This window comes from Citrobacter sp. 21OH12SH02A-Citro (assembly GCF_027919895.1).
GTDB lineage: Bacteria > Pseudomonadota > Gammaproteobacteria > Enterobacterales > Enterobacteriaceae > Citrobacter > Citrobacter braakii.
Window position 1 is genome coordinate 3,226,869 of record NZ_CP114801.1, and the last position, 15,616, is coordinate 3,242,484.

General features: G+C 53.4%; 16 protein-coding genes. 11 read left to right on the plus strand and 5 right to left on the minus strand.

The features are described 5' to 3' along the window. The first annotated feature begins 6 nt into the window (after positions 1-6). From O6D90_RS15720 to O6D90_RS15730, 3 genes are read left to right on the plus strand one after another with little or no spacing between them, the layout of a single operon-like run. Positions 7-804 carry a prepilin peptidase gene (locus tag O6D90_RS15720; protein ID WP_016156027.1) on the plus strand — a complete coding sequence of 266 codons (798 nt, stop codon included), beginning with the start codon at positions 7-9 and terminating at the stop codon, positions 802-804. A 12-nt stretch (positions 805-816) separates the two neighbouring features. Then, positions 817-1,593 carry a M23 family metallopeptidase gene (locus tag O6D90_RS15725; RefSeq protein WP_225836847.1) on the plus strand — a complete coding sequence of 259 codons (777 nt, stop codon included), beginning with the start codon at positions 817-819 and terminating at the stop codon, positions 1,591-1,593. 14 nt (positions 1,594-1,607) lie between these two features. Further along, on the plus strand, positions 1,608-2,717 hold the full coding sequence (locus O6D90_RS15730) for a hypothetical protein (RefSeq protein ID WP_016156025.1): 1,110 nt from the start codon (positions 1,608-1,610) through the stop codon (positions 2,715-2,717). An 81-nt stretch (positions 2,718-2,798) separates the two neighbouring features. Here the strand turns inward: O6D90_RS15730 and pgl are convergent, their stop codons facing one another. Then, on the minus strand, positions 2,799-3,794 hold the full coding sequence (gene pgl / locus O6D90_RS15735; RefSeq protein WP_016156024.1) for a 6-phosphogluconolactonase: 996 nt from the start codon (positions 3,792-3,794) through the stop codon (positions 2,799-2,801). Between the two features lie 165 nt (positions 3,795-3,959). Here pgl and O6D90_RS15740 point away from each other — a divergent pair, with 165 nt between their 5' ends. Beyond that, on the plus strand, positions 3,960-4,778 hold the full coding sequence (locus O6D90_RS15740) for a pyridoxal phosphatase (RefSeq protein ID WP_016156023.1): 819 nt from the start codon (positions 3,960-3,962) through the stop codon (positions 4,776-4,778). Here O6D90_RS15740 and modC read toward each other — a convergent pair whose 3' ends face one another. The 4 genes from modC to O6D90_RS15760 form a co-directional block, all read right to left on the minus strand. Further along, positions 4,779-5,837, minus strand: a complete 1,059-nt coding sequence (gene modC, locus O6D90_RS15745) for a molybdenum ABC transporter ATP-binding protein ModC (protein ID WP_016152328.1) — start codon at positions 5,835-5,837, stop codon at positions 4,779-4,781. It lies immediately after the preceding gene. 2 nt (positions 5,838-5,839) lie between these two features. Continuing rightward, the gene (modB, locus tag O6D90_RS15750; protein WP_016152327.1) at positions 5,840-6,529 is read right to left on the minus strand and encodes a molybdate ABC transporter permease subunit; all 690 of its coding nucleotides are present in this window, start codon (positions 6,527-6,529) and stop codon (positions 5,840-5,842) included. Next, on the minus strand, positions 6,529-7,302 hold the full coding sequence (gene modA, locus O6D90_RS15755; RefSeq protein WP_016152326.1) for a molybdate ABC transporter substrate-binding protein: 774 nt from the start codon (positions 7,300-7,302) through the stop codon (positions 6,529-6,531). Before modA ends, modB begins: the two co-directional genes overlap by 1 nt. A 201-nt stretch (positions 7,303-7,503) precedes the next feature. Continuing rightward, positions 7,504-7,653, minus strand: a complete 150-nt coding sequence (locus tag O6D90_RS15760; RefSeq protein WP_003023026.1) for an AcrZ family multidrug efflux pump-associated protein — start codon at positions 7,651-7,653, stop codon at positions 7,504-7,506. A 130-nt stretch (positions 7,654-7,783) separates the two neighbouring features. Between O6D90_RS15760 and modE the strand changes: the two genes are divergently transcribed. The 7 genes from modE to gpmA all read left to right on the plus strand — a co-directional run bounded on the left by modE (position 7,784) and on the right by gpmA (position 15,573). Then, positions 7,784-8,572, plus strand: a complete 789-nt coding sequence (modE, locus tag O6D90_RS15765; RefSeq protein WP_016152325.1) for a molybdenum-dependent transcriptional regulator — start codon at positions 7,784-7,786, stop codon at positions 8,570-8,572. A 67-nt stretch (positions 8,573-8,639) separates the two neighbouring features. Next, positions 8,640-10,112: a molybdate ABC transporter ATP-binding protein ModF gene (gene modF / locus O6D90_RS15770; RefSeq protein ID WP_016156022.1), complete on the plus strand. Its 1,473-nt coding sequence runs from the start codon at positions 8,640-8,642 to the stop codon at positions 10,110-10,112. Positions 10,113-10,329: 217 nt separating this feature from the next. Next, positions 10,330-11,346, plus strand: a complete 1,017-nt coding sequence (galE, locus tag O6D90_RS15775) for a UDP-glucose 4-epimerase GalE (protein ID WP_016152323.1) — start codon at positions 10,330-10,332, stop codon at positions 11,344-11,346. A gap of 9 nt (positions 11,347-11,355) precedes the next feature. Further along, positions 11,356-12,402: a galactose-1-phosphate uridylyltransferase gene (gene galT, locus O6D90_RS15780; RefSeq protein WP_016156021.1), complete on the plus strand. Its 1,047-nt coding sequence runs from the start codon at positions 11,356-11,358 to the stop codon at positions 12,400-12,402. Between the two features lie 3 nt (positions 12,403-12,405). Then, on the plus strand, positions 12,406-13,554 hold the full coding sequence (gene galK, locus O6D90_RS15785; protein ID WP_016156020.1) for a galactokinase: 1,149 nt from the start codon (positions 12,406-12,408) through the stop codon (positions 13,552-13,554). Then, a complete protein-coding gene (gene galM / locus O6D90_RS15790; RefSeq protein WP_016156019.1) occupies positions 13,548-14,588 on the plus strand; it encodes a galactose-1-epimerase in 1,041 nt (346 codons plus the stop codon). Before galK ends, galM begins: the two co-directional genes overlap by 7 nt. 232 nt (positions 14,589-14,820) lie before the next feature. After that, positions 14,821-15,573 (plus strand): 2,3-diphosphoglycerate-dependent phosphoglycerate mutase, encoded by a 753-nt coding sequence (gene gpmA / locus O6D90_RS15795; RefSeq protein WP_003022999.1) that lies wholly within the window; start codon positions 14,821-14,823, stop codon positions 15,571-15,573. Positions 15,574-15,616: the final 43 nt, after the last annotated feature.

Sequence of the window (15,616 nt, forward strand, 5' to 3'; positions counted from 1 at the left end):
TAAATCATGGAACTGTTAATGCCATGGATGGTGGCTATTTTTATCCCACTTGGATTGCTGTTTGGCAGCTTAGCCAACGTGATTATTTATCGTCTGCCGCTGATGCTTGGCGTAATAGATGCGGATGATTCAGAAGGGGCGGCGGTTAATTTGTGGTGGCCGCCGTCGCACTGCCCTGCCTGTAAATCGGATATTAAGCCCTGGGATAATATTCCGGTTCTCAGTTGGCTGTTACTGAAGGGCAAATGCCGCCAGTGCGGCATTGCGATCCCGGTTATTTATCCGGTTTCTGAACTGGCGATGGGGCTGGTATGGGGGGCGCTGGCCTGGTTTTACCTGCCGCAATGGTCTCCTCAGCTCGCGCTGGCATATGCGCTGTTGTTTATGGTGCTCTACAGCGCGGCGGTTATCGATTTTAAACATCTGATTCTGCCAGACGCGCTGGTCTTCACCGTGCTCTGGGGCGGGCTACTGCTTGCCGCATCGGGGTACTCCATGGTGCGGGTGAAGGACGCGGTTTATGGCGTCGCCGCCGCCTGGCTTCTGTTGTGGAGCGTGATGAAGCTGTGGGAGACATTATGCAAACGTGACGGTCTGGGTTACGGCGACGTCAAGCTCTACGCCGCCTGCGGGGCATGGCTTGGCTGGCAGCGCCTGCCGGAATTACTCTGCTTTTCGGCGCTGGCCGGGCTGCTGTTTTACGCCGGTGTGCGGTTCTTTTATACGCAAGAGGATGACAAACATCGCTTTTATATTCCGTTCGGTCCGGCTATCGCGCTGGTCGCGTTTTTACTGCTGCTCTGACGGGGGTCGATCGTGTCGTGTCTGATATGGAGCATATGGCTGACAATGTCGCCGCTGGCGACGACCAGCTGCGAGCAGGCCTGGCAGCAGGCTTTCGTTCCGTCATTACAGGCGGCGCAAATGTGGTCAGAAGAGAACCTGAGGATGCCGTCCAGCGCTGCGGCGGTGGATGATGATAACGCCCCAGTACGCTTTATCTGGCCCGTGGCGAAGCGCCAGATCAGCTCAGGATTTGGACAACGCCTGCACCCTGTGCTGGGGCGCATGATGCAGCATAAAGGGATGGATATTCCTGTGCCATTCGGCAGCAGCGTGCATGCAATTGCCGACGGCGAAGTGGTGGAGAGCGGCTACGATCGCGGCGCCGGGTACTTTATCACACTCCGTCATGCGGACGGCTGGCAGAGCCGCTATTTTCATCTCGCCTCTACACGGGTGCGAAAAGGCGAAAAGCTGACGGCGGGCGAAGAGATCGCCGCATCCGGCAGCAGCGGTTTTAGCACCGGTCCCCATCTGCACCTGGAAATTGCCTGGCGGGGCGTGGCGCTCGACCCGCAACCCTTGCTGAACAACACCCCGATGCTGGCGCGCGCCGGGCGGGCGTCCACGGAAGAAAAATCCGACGCTCAACCTCGGGTGGTGCTGGTTTCTCAGGGACCGGGCGGAACCCGGATTACCGTCCGGTTTAACAACAAAACGCGCACCGTGGCACCAGGTAGTATGGTGTTTGGCGACTATCAGGTCGTGCTGTTGCGCAGTGGTAAATATCAGATTATTTCCGTCGCATAAAGAGGGAGTGACAAATGAAAAGGACTGTTTTATCGGCAGGGCTGATCTCGGCAATGCTGCTTTTTAGCACAAGTGCAATATCTTCGAATAATGCTCCCAATTCAGGAAAAGACGTCAGCGCAAATTTTGGTTTTCTGACACGCACGTCGGCCTCGCTGGGGCCGCATTATTTTACCGTTCGGGTAACGGCAGATAACTTTAGTCGGCAATTTAGTACTGATGCTATACAATCGTTTGGCGTGAACGTGTACTGGAAAACGAAAGGGTACGATCAGGATAAAGGTCGTAATAATCTTAGTGTTACTGCACCAAATTTACCGCGTTGTCCATTTAAAGAGGAAAGGCAATGTGATAACGGTAGAGACAAACTTAGAGGTAATTCGGAGGCTTCGTCAGAACACCTTGAAGGTTTGGTTTATAGTTATCTCGAGATTGACAATGGTATTTATATTCAGGGCAAGGTCCCCGATAAATTTAACAGAGTGACACGGTTCTTTAAACATCGCTATGGCGGTTACGAGTATCCACCGGCGAATAAGCAGGATGAGGTGGACGATCCTAATGTCCGGCTCTCAGCGATCTTTTTTTCCCAAAGCGACGCCCCCTGTGATAAAGCAGGCAGTCGATTCTGTGGTGGCCAGGATGGACATCAAGTCCCTAAAGACATACTTATATCAAGTAACGATCTGGAATATCTCGTTATTGAAGTCATTGGTTTCCAGCATACAAATAAGACAATGTTTAAAAAGGACGCCTTTTATACCTTCCCTATTGCGGCTGTGAAATATGTTCCCACGGGGCAGGGCAAGAAAATGAAGATATTAAGAACGGATAGGCATGCCAAACCAGGAATGGGGATGGAAATGTTTGCGGCTACTTTCCCTTCGTCGCCCCCCAATAGAGATACGGGGGGATATTGGGATGTCGGTGCTACGTCTATTCATGGTGATGCAACTGAAATCGATTTCACGAACATTGATGTTCTCAAGGTGGGGCTTTCCTATAATTATCAATACCCAGACTGGGATTTTCCTGAAACTACAGGGATTTATTTTAAATTAGAAAAGACGGATTTAATATGTTTCCCCTGGGCCGATGCTAAGTGTGTTTATCCGTTGAAATAACTTATTTTCCCCGCGAGGTTCACACGGATGTAAACCTCGCTTTTATCTTTGAACAGGCTTTTCCTGCTCTGACTGATGGCGTTAGTAGGCGTTCACCACGACCCACATCGGTCCCTGCCCCACTGCATAACGCCCCTTCTCTGCCAGCAGCCCCTGCTCGCCAGCAATCTCATACACCGCGATATGGTGCGATTTTTGCCCGGCAGCAATCAGGTATTTACCGCTGTGATCGATATTAAACCCGCGCGGCTGAACTTCAGTAGGCTGAAAACCCTCTTTGGTCAGCACGCTGCCATCTTCAGACACGCTAAAGATCGTAATCAGGCTGGCGGTACGGTCACAGGCGTACAGATGACGGCCATCCGGTGTAATGTGAATATCCGCTGCCCAACGGGTATCAGTGAAATCAGCCGGCATCATATCCAGCGTCTGCACACACTCAATCTTGCCGTACGGATCTTTCAGCGCCCAGACGTCAACGGAGCTGTTCAGCTCATTCACACAGTAGGCAAATTGCTTATTCGGATGGAACGTCATATGACGCGGGCCCGCGCCTTCAACGGTGGTCACTTCAGCCGGTTCCTGCGCCACCAGATGTCCATCATCGCTTACCTCAAACAGACAGATACGATCCTGTTTCAACGCCGGAACCCACAGGATACGGTTATCCGGTGAGATGTTGGCCGAGTGGCAGCCGTCCAGACCTTCAACCACGTCAACCTGTTCCACCGGCAGACCATCTTCCAGACGCGTGACGCTCACGCTCCCGGCGTTATAAGAGCCGACAAACACGAAACGTCCCTGATGATCGGTAGAAATATGCGTCGGGCTACCCGGCAGCGCAGACTCCGCCGCGAAGGTCAGCGCACCGTCATCAGGCGCAATGCGGTAAGCCAACACGCGAAACTCCGGGCGCACGCCAACATAGAGGTAGCGCTTATCCGGGCTGACGACCATCGGTTGTACCTGACCCGGCACATCAACCACCTGCGTCAGCGTCAGAGAACCATCATGATTCAGGCTCCAGACGTGGATTTGCTGACTTTCAGGGCTGGCGGTATAAACGGTTTGCTTCATGAATACTCCTTTGCTTTTTGGCAGGTGGCTGCAATTGCCTGACACACGCCTAAGGTAGACGCTTTTAACGGTGAATGCTTAATTAAGGCGCAGAATTTTGTCCGGCTCCCGTCTCGGTGTACCATTCCAGCAGACAAAATTCTCAACCTTAATCTGGAAATAACTATGACCGCACGCGTGATTGCCCTGGATTTAGACGGTACCCTGTTGACCCCGAAAAAAACCTTGCTGCCATCCTCTCTTGAAGCGCTCGCGCGCGCCAGAGAAGCAGGATACCAACTTATCATTGTCACAGGTCGCCATCACGTTGCTATTCATCCTTTTTATCAGGCACTGGCGCTGGATACACCTGCAATTTGCTGCAACGGCACCTACTTGTATGATTATCAGGCAAAAAAGGTACTGGAATCCGATCCCCTACCGGTAAACCAGGCATTACAGCTGATCGAAATGCTGGATGAACATCAGATCCACGGGCTGATGTATGTGGATGAGGCCATGCTGTATGAGCGCCCAACCGGGCATGTGGTGCGTACCGCTAACTGGGCGCAAACCCTGCCGCCGGAACAGCGCCCGACCTTCACCCAGGTGCCTTCGCTGGCGCAGGCCGCACATGACGTTAACGCCGTCTGGAAATTTGCCCTCACCGACGAAGATATTCCGAAACTGCAGCAGTTTGGTAAGCATGTTGAACAACAGTTGGGGCTGGAGTGTGAATGGTCCTGGCACGATCAGGTCGACATTGCCCGTAAAGGCAACAGCAAAGGACGACGCCTTACCCAGTGGATTGAAGCACAGGGCGGGTCAATGGAAAACGTCATTGCCTTTGGTGACAACTTTAACGATATCAGCATGCTGGAAGCCGCAGGTACCGGCGTGGCGATGGGTAATGCGGACGACGCGGTCAAAGCCCGCGCCAACATCGTAATTGGTGACAACACCACCGACAGCATCGCGAAATTTATTTACTCCCACCTGCTGTAATCACGCGGTAATCGACACGCTCTTAATTTGCGCGTACAGCCACAGGCCAGGTTTGATACCCAGTTCATCCCTGGCCCACGGGCTGATCCTCGCCCACAGCGTTTTACCGCCCACTTCAAGCTGAACCTCCACCTGACCATTATCGTCATAGCACTGCGCGACTTTCGCCCGCAGAACGTTACGAATACTGGTCTGCTGCGGTGGTTGGAGCACCAGCGAAACATCAGATGCCTGAATACGAATACGCAGCGCAGTTTGCAGCGGTTGATCCAGCTTATTGACCCATAGATGCTGATCGCCAAGCGCCAGTGCAGTCATTGCGTAATGTGGATGATGTTCCAGCACACTGACTTTCAGAATGCTGCTTTGCTGTTCCTTTGGTAGCCACGGATGCATCACGCTGCTGCCCCAGACATCTTCCAGCGAACCGAACGCTTTGACCTGCCCGTTTTCCAGCACCATCACTTTGTCTGCCAGGTGCAAGATTTCATCGAGCGAGTGGCTGACGTACAGCATCGGAATATTAATTTCACGCGCCAGGCGTTGCAGGTAAGGCAACAGTTCACGCTTACGCGGGATATCCAGCGAGGCTAGCGGCTCATCAAGCAACAACAGTTCCGGCGCGGTAAGCAGCGCCCGACCGATGGCTACGCGCTGTTTTTCACCGCCAGAAAGACCACCGGGCAGACGGTCAAGCAGCGATTCTATGCCCAACAGGGCCACCAGCTTATCAAACTGTCCGGCCATACTTTTCGCCATACCGTAACGCAGGTTGCCGCGCACTTTATAATGCGGAAACAGGCGCGCATCCTGGAAAACATAGCCCACCCGGCGTTTTTCGGGCGTTAAACAGATACCGTTCTCGACGTCGTTCAAAACCCGTCCGTTAAGCACGATGCGCCCGGACTGTGGCTGCGTCAGGCCGCTGATGGCGTTAATCAGCGAGGTTTTACCCGCGCCGGAAACGCCAAAAATAGCGGTGATCCCACTGGCTGGCAGCGTTTCGTTAAGCGTCAGACAATGCGTCCCCAGCGTCTGGGAGAAATTAAGTTCCAGCATGATTACCGCCCCGTCCGTTCACGGCTAATACGCGCCAGCCATTCAGAAATCAGCAGTGAAATCAGCGCTAACACAATAGAAATGATACATAACCTTGCCGCCGCGCTTTCGCCGCCAGGGGTCTGGATCAGGGTATACATCGCTGACGGGATAGTGCGGGTTTCGCCAGGAATATTGGAGACAAAGGTAATCGTTGCGCCAAATTCCCCGAGGGAACGCGCGAACGCCAGCACCGTACCGACAATAATGCCGGGTAGCATCAGCGGTAAAGTAATCGTGACAAATACGCGCCAGCGTCCAGCGCCCAGCGTGCGGGCCGCCTGCTCCAGCTTGACATCGACACCTTCCAGCGCCAGACGAATAGCCCGTACCATAAGCGGGAAAGACATCACCGCCGCAGCCAGTACCGCACCGCGCCAGCTAAAGGCAAAGGTGATGCCAAACCAGTCATACAGCCATTCGCCAATGAATCCGCGGCGTCCCATGGCGACCAACAGCAGATAGCCCACCACAACCGGCGGCAGTACCAGCGGCAAATGCAGAACGCTGTCGAGCAGCGCTTTGCCCGGGAACTTGCATCGCACAAGCAGCCAGGCAAAGAAGATCCCAAACGGCAGACTAAACAACACAGCCAGGGAAGAAACTTTCAGGCTCAGTATAACGGCCTGCCATTCAGGATCGGTCAGTATCATTACTTGGTCGTAAATCCATAACGTTTAAAGATTTCAGCAGCCTGCGGTCCTTTCAGGTAATCATAGAACGCGCTGACCGTTGCGTTTTTGTGCCCATCAACAATTGCGATAGGGTATTCCACTTTTTTGTGTGAATCTTCCGGGAAAGTCGCAACAACTTTTACGCCCTTGCTGGCGACAGCATCGGAACCATAGACGATCCCCAGCGGCGCTTCGTTACGCTCTACCAGCGCCAGCGCACCGCGCACATCTTCGGCAGGTGCCAGTTTCGGGGCCAGGGTATCCCATGCCCCCAATTTTTGCAGCGCTTCTTTAGCATAAATGCCCGCCGGAACATGTTCCGGATCGCCAACGGCCAGACGCCCACCATTTAACAAACGGGTCCAGTTGGTTTTGCTGTCGATGGTGAAGTCTTTCTGCGCACTGTCTTTCGGTGCGACAACCACCAGGCTGTTACCCAACAGCGTTTCACGCGTTGCGGTATCAATCGACTTTTTGTCTACCGCGTAATCCATCCATTTCTGATCGGCAGAGATAAACAGATCGGCCGGAGCGCCTGCTTCAATCTGGCGCGCCAGCGTGGAAGAAGACGCAAAAGAAGAGACAACGTCAACGTTCTTCTCTTTTTTGTATTGCGTCGCAATATCCTGCATCGCGTTAGTCAGTGAAGCCGCTGCGAAAACAGTAATTTTTCCTTCATCCGCCAGCGCATGCCCGGCAACAGTAAGAGAAAGTGTTGCCCCGGCAAACAAGCGTAACCATGTACGTGCCATCTGTAACTCCTTTGCGTTTCGTTATGTAGTCGCAAATATAACGAGTAAACCAGGATTTTCCCAGTGGTTATTGATACCAATTTGAGGTTACACGAAGAAAATATCGGCAGGGAAAGCAGGATCTTGAGAAACGGTAGACAGAGAAAACGGGTTGGAAGGCATAAAAAATATAAACGCCCGACTGAGCGGGCGTTTGGGGAATCAATGATTCTGTCTGGACTGGTCTTTTTGACCGATACCGGAGAAAATGTTGAACACTTCACCCAGTCCGTAAATCAGACCCAGAATGATGGCCATTACCACAGGTACCATGATTACGGCGAATACCAGACTTTTCAATAACTCTAACATGGTCAACTCCAGATGTAGTCCTTAGCTGTATTCTAACCACATAACGCAGAAAAGCACTCCCCTTTTGTGCGGTCGGCTTTGCTCAGGCACGGTTTTCCGTCACAATACCCTTTTTTGCCAGGAGCTTGTGATGCAGGCCGAAATCCTTCTTACGCTGAAACTTCAGCAAAAACTGTTTGCCGATCCCCGTCGCATTTCTCTGCTTAAGCATATTGCGCTTTCCGGCTCTATCAGTCAGGGCGCGAAGGATGCAGGTATTAGCTACAAAAGCGCCTGGGATGCGATTAACGAAATGAACCAACTCAGCGAGCAGACGCTGGTTGAGCGCGCCACCGGCGGCAAAGGCGGCGGCGGCGCGGTATTAACGCGCTACGGCCAACGCTTAATCCAGTTGTATGATTTGCTGGCGCAGATCCAACAAAAAGCCTTTGATGTTTTGAGCGATGACGATGCGCTACCGCTCAATAGCCTGCTGGCGGCTATCTCTCGATTTTCACTGCAAACCAGCGCCCGTAACCAATGGTTTGGCACAATCACCGCCCGCGACCACGATCAGGTCCAGCAGCATGTCGACGTCCTGCTGGCCGATGGCGAAACGCGCCTGAAAGTGGCGATCACTGCGCAAAGCGGCGAGCGTCTGGGTCTTGAGGAAGGCAAAGAAGTACTGATTCTGCTGAAAGCGCCGTGGGTAGGAATCACTCAGGACGACGCCATCGCTCAGGCCGCCGATAACCAGTTGCAGGGCACGATTAGCCATATTGAACGCGGTGCGGAACAGTGTGAAGTGCTGATGACGTTGCCAGACGGCCAGACGCTGTGCGCCACCGTTCCGGCCCAAGACGCCGCAACGCTGCAAGAAGGCGCTAACGTCACCGCCTGGTTTAATGCTGACAGAGTGATTATCGCCACGCTGTGCTGAGTAGATTGACATCAGCCTGAAGAACACGTATCCCTGTTATTAATCGCTGCAAATAATGGGATACAAAATGTCATCATTGCAAATTTCGCAAGGCACGTTTCGTCTTAGCGACACAAAAACGCTCCAGTTAGATGCGTTGACGTTAAACGCGGGTGATAGCTGGGCATTTGTTGGCGCTAACGGGAGCGGGAAATCCGCGCTGGCCCGCGCACTGGCGGGTGAGCTGCCGCTTCTGAAAGGCGAGCGCCACTGTCAGTTCACGCGTATTACCCGACTCTCCTTTGAGCAGCTACAAAAGCTAGTCAGCGACGAGTGGCAGCGAAACAACACCGATCTTCTTAGTCCCGGTGAAGACGACACCGGGCGCACCACCGCCGAAATCATCCAGGATGAGGTCAACGATACCGCCCGCTGCGCTGCGTTGGCGCAGCAGTTTGGCATTTCTTCCCTGCTCAACAGGCGTTTCAAATACCTTTCCACCGGTGAAACACGCAAAACCCTGCTCTGTCAGGCGTTAATGTCCGCGCCGGATTTACTGATCCTTGATGAGCCCTTTGACGGGCTGGACGTAGCGTCACGCCGTCAGTTAGCAGAACTGCTCGCTGAGTTGCATCAGGCCGGCTTTACGCTGGTGCTGGTACTTAACCGCTTTGATGAGATTCCCGAATTCGTGCAGTTTGCTGGCGTACTTGCCGATTGCACACTGACAGAAACCGGCGCAAAAACCGACCTTCTGCAACAGGCATTAATCGCTCAGCTTGCCCATAGCGAGCGGCTGGAAGGAATTCAGTTACCTGAACCGGACGAGCCTTCGGTGCGCCGTACGTTGTCAGATAACGAGCCGCGAATTGTGCTTAACGATGGCACGGTCTCGTATAACGATCGCCCTATCCTTCACCATTTGAGCTGGCAGGTAAATCCGGGGGAACACTGGCAAATCGTCGGCCCCAACGGTGCGGGAAAATCAACTCTGCTCAGTTTAATCACCGGCGATCACCCTCAGGGCTACAGCAACGACCTGACCCTGTTTGGCCGTCGCCGTGGCAGCGGTGAAACTATCTGGGATATCAAAAAACACATCGGCTACGTCAGCAGCAGTCTGCATCTGGATTACCGGGTGAGTACCACAGTTCGCAACGTTATTCTCTCTGGTTATTTTGATTCAATCGGCATCTATCAGGCCGTTTCCGACAGGCAGCACAAGCTGGTGCAACAGTGGCTGGATATTCTTGGCTTCGATAAACGTACCGCGGATGCGCCATTTCATAGTCTTTCCTGGGGACAGCAGCGGCTGGCACTGATTGTTCGCGCGCTGGTTAAACACCCGACGTTGTTGATCCTTGACGAGCCTTTGCAAGGGTTAGATCCGCTCAATCGCCAACTGATTCGCCGTTTTGTGGATGTGCTAATCGGTGAAGGTGAAACTCAACTGCTGTTCGTCTCTCACCACGCCGAAGATGCCCCAGCCTGCATAACCCATCGACTGGAGTTTGTGCCCGAGAACGACATCTACGCCTATCGACTAACGTCTCTGCGTTAGTTTTCATTGCAGGGCGTTTATCACGCCCTTTTTTTCTGCTTTTTTTCAGACAAACGCTGAAATAGCAACCTAACATAATGATTTAAAATAAAATAACCATTAAAAATGCGTGAAACTTATGGAGTGTAAACGATTCCACTAATTTATTCCATGTCACACTTTTCGCATCTTTGTTATGCTATGGTTATTGCATACCATAGGCTTAACGGAGCGAATTATGAGAGTATTGGTTACAGGTGGTAGCGGTTACATTGGAAGCCACACATGCGTGCAGTTGTTGAAAAACGGTCACGAGGTGGTGATCCTGGACAATCTCTGCAACAGCAAACGCAGCGTTTTGCCCGTCATTGAGCGTTTAGGTGGCAAGCAGCCGACCTTCGTGGAAGGGGATATCCGTAACGAAGCGCTGATAACCGAGATTCTGCACGATCATGCCATTGACACGGTCATCCATTTTGCGGGTTTAAAAGCCGTTGGAGAATCGGTTGCCAAGCCGTTGGAGTACTATGACAACAACGTCAATGGCACCCTGCGTCTGGTGAATGCAATGCGCGCAGCCAACGTGAAAAACTTCATTTTTAGTTCCTCCGCGACCGTCTATGGCGATCAGCCACAAATTCCTTACGTTGAAAGCTTCCCTACCGGCACGCCGCAAAGTCCGTACGGCAAAAGCAAGCTGATGGTAGAACAAATCCTGACCGACCTGCAAAAAGCACACCCCGACTGGAGTATCGCCTTACTGCGCTACTTTAACCCGGTTGGTGCTCATCCGTCGGGCGATATGGGGGAAGATCCGCAAGGTATTCCCAACAACCTGATGCCTTACATCGCACAAGTTGCCGTGGGCCGCCGCGAGTCCCTTGCCATATTTGGCAACGACTACCCAACTGAAGATGGCACCGGCGTTCGCGACTACATCCACGTGATGGATCTCGCCGACGGCCACGTCGTCGCGATGGAAAAACTGGCGGGCAAACAGGGTGTGCATATTTACAACCTCGGAGCAGGCATCGGCAGCAGCGTACTGGACGTGGTCAACGCCTTCAGCAAAGCCTGCGGTAAACCCATTAATTACCATTTCGCCCCGCGCCGTGATGGCGATCTTCCGGCTTACTGGGCAGATGCCAGCAAAGCCGATCGCGAGCTTAACTGGCGCGTGACCCGCACACTGGATGAAATGGCACAAGACACCTGGCACTGGCAGTCACGCCACCCGCAAGGATATTCGGATTAAGGACCAATCATGACGCAATTCAATCCTGTCGATCATCCACATCGCCGTTTTAACCCGCTCACCGGGCAGTGGATCCTCGTATCACCGCATCGCGCCAAACGCCCGTGGCAAGGGGCGCAGGAAACCCCGTCTAAGCAGGTACTGCCTGCACATGACCCGGACTGTTTCCTGTGTGCTGGCAATACGCGCGTTACCGGTGATGTAAATCCGGATTACACCGGGACCTATGTTTTTACCAATGATTTTGCGGCGCTGATGTCCGATACCCCGGACGCGCCGGACAGTCACGATCCGTTGATGCGTTGCCAGAGCGCGCGCGGTACCAGCCGCGTAATTTGCTTCTCCCCCGATCACAGCAAAACGCTGCCAGAACTCAGTGTCCCTGCGCTGACAGAAATCGTAAAAACGTGGCAGGAGCAGACCGAAGACTTAGGGAAAACCTATCCCTGGGTGCAGGTATTTGAGAATAAAGGCGCGGCGATGGGGTGCTCGAACCCGCACCCGCACGGTCAAATTTGGGCCAACAGCTTTTTGCCCAACGAAGCTGAACGTGAAAATCGCCTACAGAAAGCATACTTCGCCGAACAGGGCGCGCCGATGCTCGTTGATTACGTCCAGCGTGAACTGGCAGACGGCAGCCGTACGGTCGTTGAAACTGAACACTGGCTGGCGGTTGTCCCTTACTGGGCCGCGTGGCCGTTCGAAACGCTGCTGCTGCCGAAAGCGCATGTGCTGCGTATTACCGATTTGACCAACGAGCAGCGTGCTGACCTGGCGCTGGCGTTGAAAAAACTGACCAGTCGTTACGACAACCTGTTCCAGTGCTCATTCCCCTACTCCATGGGCTGGCACGGCGCGCCGTTTAACGGTGAAGAAAACGAACACTGGCAGTTGCACGCGCACTTTTACCCGCCGCTGCTGCGTTCCGCGACCGTGCGTAAATTTATGGTCGGTTATGAAATGCTGGCAGAAACCCAGCGAGATCTGACCGCAGAACAAGCGGCTGAGCGACTGCGTGCGGTCAGCGACATCCATTTTCGCGAATCCGGAGTGTAAATAATGAGTCTGAAAGAAAAAACACAATCTCTGTTTACAGAAACGTTTGGCTACCCTGCCACCCATACTATTCAGGCACCGGGTCGTGTAAACCTGATCGGCGAACATACCGATTATAACGACGGCTTCGTTTTGCCCTGCGCCATCGACTATCAAACCGTCATCAGCTGCGCGGCGCGCGACGATCGAAAAGTACGCGTCATCGCCGCTGATTACGACAATCAGGTTGATGAGTTCTCTCTCGATGCGCCGATTATCGCCCACGATAGCCAGCAGTGGTCAAACTACGTGCGTGGCGTGGTAAAACATCTGCAAAAGCGCAATAACGCCTTTGGCGGCGCGGATCTGGTGATCAGCGGTAACGTCCCGCAGGGTGCTGGCTTAAGCTCTTCTGCCTCACTGGAAGTCGCTGTTGGTACGGTATTCCAGCAGCTCTATCATCTGCCGCTCGACGGCGCGCAGATTGCCCTGAATGGCCAGGAAGCTGAAAACCAGTTTGTCGGTTGTAACTGCGGCATCATGGATCAGCTGATCTCCGCACTTGGCAAGAAAGATCATGCGCTGCTGATCGACTGCCGTACGCTGGGCACCAAAGCCGTTTCTATGCCTGAGGGTGTAGCGGTGGTGATCATCAACAGCAACTTTAAACGCACGCTGGTCGGTAGCGAATACAACACCCGTCGCGAACAGTGTGAAACCGGCGCGCGTTTCTTCCAGCAGCCAGCGCTGCGTGATGTCAGCCTCGAAGCGTTTAACGCTGTCGCCCACGAGCTGGATCCGATTGTTGCCAAACGCGTGCGCCACGTCATCACGGAAAATGCGCGTACCGTTGAAGCCGCACAGGCACTGGAGAAAGGCGACCTGCTGCGCATGGGCCAGCTGATGGCGGAATCTCACGTCTCAATGCGCGATGACTTTGAAATCACCGTGCCGCAAATTGATACGCTGGTAGAGATTGTCAAAGCGACCATCGGTGATAAAGGCGGTGTGCGGATGACCGGCGGCGGCTTCGGCGGCTGCATCGTGGCGCTGATCCCGCAAGATTTGGTTCCTGCCGTACAGCAGGCTGTCGCCACACAGTACGAGGCAAAAACCGGTATTAAAGAAACATTCTACGTCTGCAAACCTTCACAAGGAGCCGGACAATGTTAAACGAAATCCCCGTGCAGGCTCCGGACGGTCAACCGTTTCGCCTGCTCACCCTGCGCAATGACGCAGGGATGGTAGTCACGCTCATGGACTGGGGCGCGACCCTGCTCTCTGCGCGTATTCCGCTTAGCGATGGTAGCGTGCGCGAAGCATTACTCGGCTGCGCCAGTCCGGAACAATACCCGGAACAGGCTGCATTTCTGGGGGCTTCGATTGGCCGCTACGCGAACCGTATCGCCAACAGCCGATATACCTTTGCTGGCGAAACCGTTGAATTACTGCCAAGTCAGGGCAATAACCAACTGCACGGCGGACCGGACGGTTTCGACAAACGTCGCTGGCAGATAGTCAATCAGAATGACCGTCAGGTGCTGTTCGCCTTAACGTCTGACGATGGCGATCAGGGCTTCCCAGGCCATCTTTGCGCCACCGCGCAGTATCGCCTGACTGATGATAATCGTATTTCGATAACTTATCGTGCCACGGTCGATAAACCCTGCCCGGTGAATCTGACAAATCACGTCTATTTTAACCTCGACGGCGATAAAACGGATGTGCGCCAGCATAAGCTGCAAATTCTGGCGGACGAGTACTTACCGGTTGACGAAATGGGTATCCCGCATGATGGACTGAAATCCGTCGCCGGTAGCACGTTCGATTTCCGCACCCCTAAAATCATCAGTAGTGAATTTCTGGCCGATGACGATCAGCGTAAGGTGAAAGGTTACGATCACGCCTTCCTGCTTCAGGCACAGGGCAATGCGCGTACGCCGGTCGCTCAGTTGTGGTCGCAGGATGAAAAACTGCAGATGGTGGTCTACACCTCGGCCCCGGCATTGCAGTTTTACTCCGGTAATTTCCTCGGTGGTACGCCTTCCCGCGGGCCAGTGGCCTACGAAGACTGGCAAGGCCTGGCACTGGAAAGTGAATTTCTGCCGGACAGCCCGAACCACCCTGAGTGGCCACAGGCGGATTGCTTCCTGCGTCCGGGTGAAGAGTATGCCAGCGTGACGGAATATCAGTTTATTCCAGCTTGATCGTTTCCCCTCCCAGGCCCAATGACGTAACTTTTCGGGCCTGGTGCTTGTTAATCACAGTAGAACCGCTCAAATCCCCACCACTCAAAGACAAAATCGCAACCTTGAGTTCACAAGAACCTTACACTGTAGCGCTATTTTCGCTATGGTTATGCGTAAGCATTGCCGCTTACACATTACGGCAATATAATGAGAATTATTATCATTCGATATGATTTATAGGAGTGAATGTATGGCTGTAACTAAGCTGGTTCTGGTACGTCACGGTGAAAGTCAGTGGAACAACGAAAACCGTTTTACCGGTTGGTATGATGTTGATCTGTCCGAGAAAGGCGTGGGCGAAGCAAAAGCGGCAGGAAAACTGCTGAAAGAGGAAGGCTACAGCTTTGATTTTGCTTATACCTCCGTGCTGAAACGTGCCATCCACACCCTGTGGAACGTACTGGACGAACTGGATCAGGCCTGGCTGCCGGTTGAGAAATCCTGGAAACTGAACGAACGCCATTACGGTGCGCTGCAGGGTTTGAACAAAGCAGAAACCGCGGAAAAATACGGTGATGAGCAGGTTAAGCAGTGGCGTCGCGGCTTTGCGGTTACCCCGCCGGAACTGACCAAAGACGACGAGCGTTACCCGGGTCACGATCCGCGTTATGCGAAGCTGACCGACAAAGAGTTACCGGTTACCGAAAGCCTGGCGCTGACCATCGATCGCGTTATCCCTTACTGGAATGAAACCATTCTACCGCGCATGAAAAGCGGTGAGCGCGTAATTATCGCCGCTCACGGTAACTCTCTGCGTGCGCTGGTTAAATACCTTGATAACATGGGCGAAGATGAGATCCTTGAACTGAACATCCCGACCGGCGTACCGCTGGTGTATGAGTTCGACGAAAACTTCAAGCCGATCAAACACTACTATCTGGGTAACGCTGACGAGATCGCAGCAAAAGCGGCGGCCGTTGCGAACCAAGGTAAAGCGAAGTAATTTTCGCGGTAAGTTAAAGACAAAGCGTGGATTCCTCCACGCT

What these genes read in the sequence shown, in the direction of transcription:
- O6D90_RS15720 (WP_016156027.1), top strand. Translation starts at nt 7, where the DNA reads ATGGAACTGTTAATGCCATGGATGGTGGCTATTTTTATCCCACTTGGA.
- galE (WP_016152323.1), top strand. Translation starts at nt 10,330, where the DNA reads ATGAGAGTATTGGTTACAGGTGGTAGCGGTTACATTGGAAGCCACACA.
- O6D90_RS15730 (WP_016156025.1), top strand. Translation starts at nt 1,608, where the DNA reads ATGAAAAGGACTGTTTTATCGGCAGGGCTGATCTCGGCAATGCTGCTT.
- modA (WP_016152326.1), bottom strand. Translation starts at nt 7,302, where the DNA reads ATGGCACGTACATGGTTACGCTTGTTTGCCGGGGCAACACTTTCTCTT.
- modB (WP_016152327.1), bottom strand. Translation starts at nt 6,529, where the DNA reads ATGATACTGACCGATCCTGAATGGCAGGCCGTTATACTGAGCCTGAAA.
- galM (WP_016156019.1), top strand. Translation starts at nt 13,548, where the DNA reads ATGTTAAACGAAATCCCCGTGCAGGCTCCGGACGGTCAACCGTTTCGC.
- modE (WP_016152325.1), top strand. Translation starts at nt 7,784, where the DNA reads ATGCAGGCCGAAATCCTTCTTACGCTGAAACTTCAGCAAAAACTGTTT.
- galT (WP_016156021.1), top strand. Translation starts at nt 11,356, where the DNA reads ATGACGCAATTCAATCCTGTCGATCATCCACATCGCCGTTTTAACCCG.
- galK (WP_016156020.1), top strand. Translation starts at nt 12,406, where the DNA reads ATGAGTCTGAAAGAAAAAACACAATCTCTGTTTACAGAAACGTTTGGC.
- modC (WP_016152328.1), bottom strand. Translation starts at nt 5,837, where the DNA reads ATGCTGGAACTTAATTTCTCCCAGACGCTGGGGACGCATTGTCTGACG.
- gpmA (WP_003022999.1), top strand. Translation starts at nt 14,821, where the DNA reads ATGGCTGTAACTAAGCTGGTTCTGGTACGTCACGGTGAAAGTCAGTGG.
- pgl (WP_016156024.1), bottom strand. Translation starts at nt 3,794, where the DNA reads ATGAAGCAAACCGTTTATACCGCCAGCCCTGAAAGTCAGCAAATCCAC.
- modF (WP_016156022.1), top strand. Translation starts at nt 8,640, where the DNA reads ATGTCATCATTGCAAATTTCGCAAGGCACGTTTCGTCTTAGCGACACA.
- O6D90_RS15740 (WP_016156023.1), top strand. Translation starts at nt 3,960, where the DNA reads ATGACCGCACGCGTGATTGCCCTGGATTTAGACGGTACCCTGTTGACC.
- O6D90_RS15760 (WP_003023026.1), bottom strand. Translation starts at nt 7,653, where the DNA reads ATGTTAGAGTTATTGAAAAGTCTGGTATTCGCCGTAATCATGGTACCT.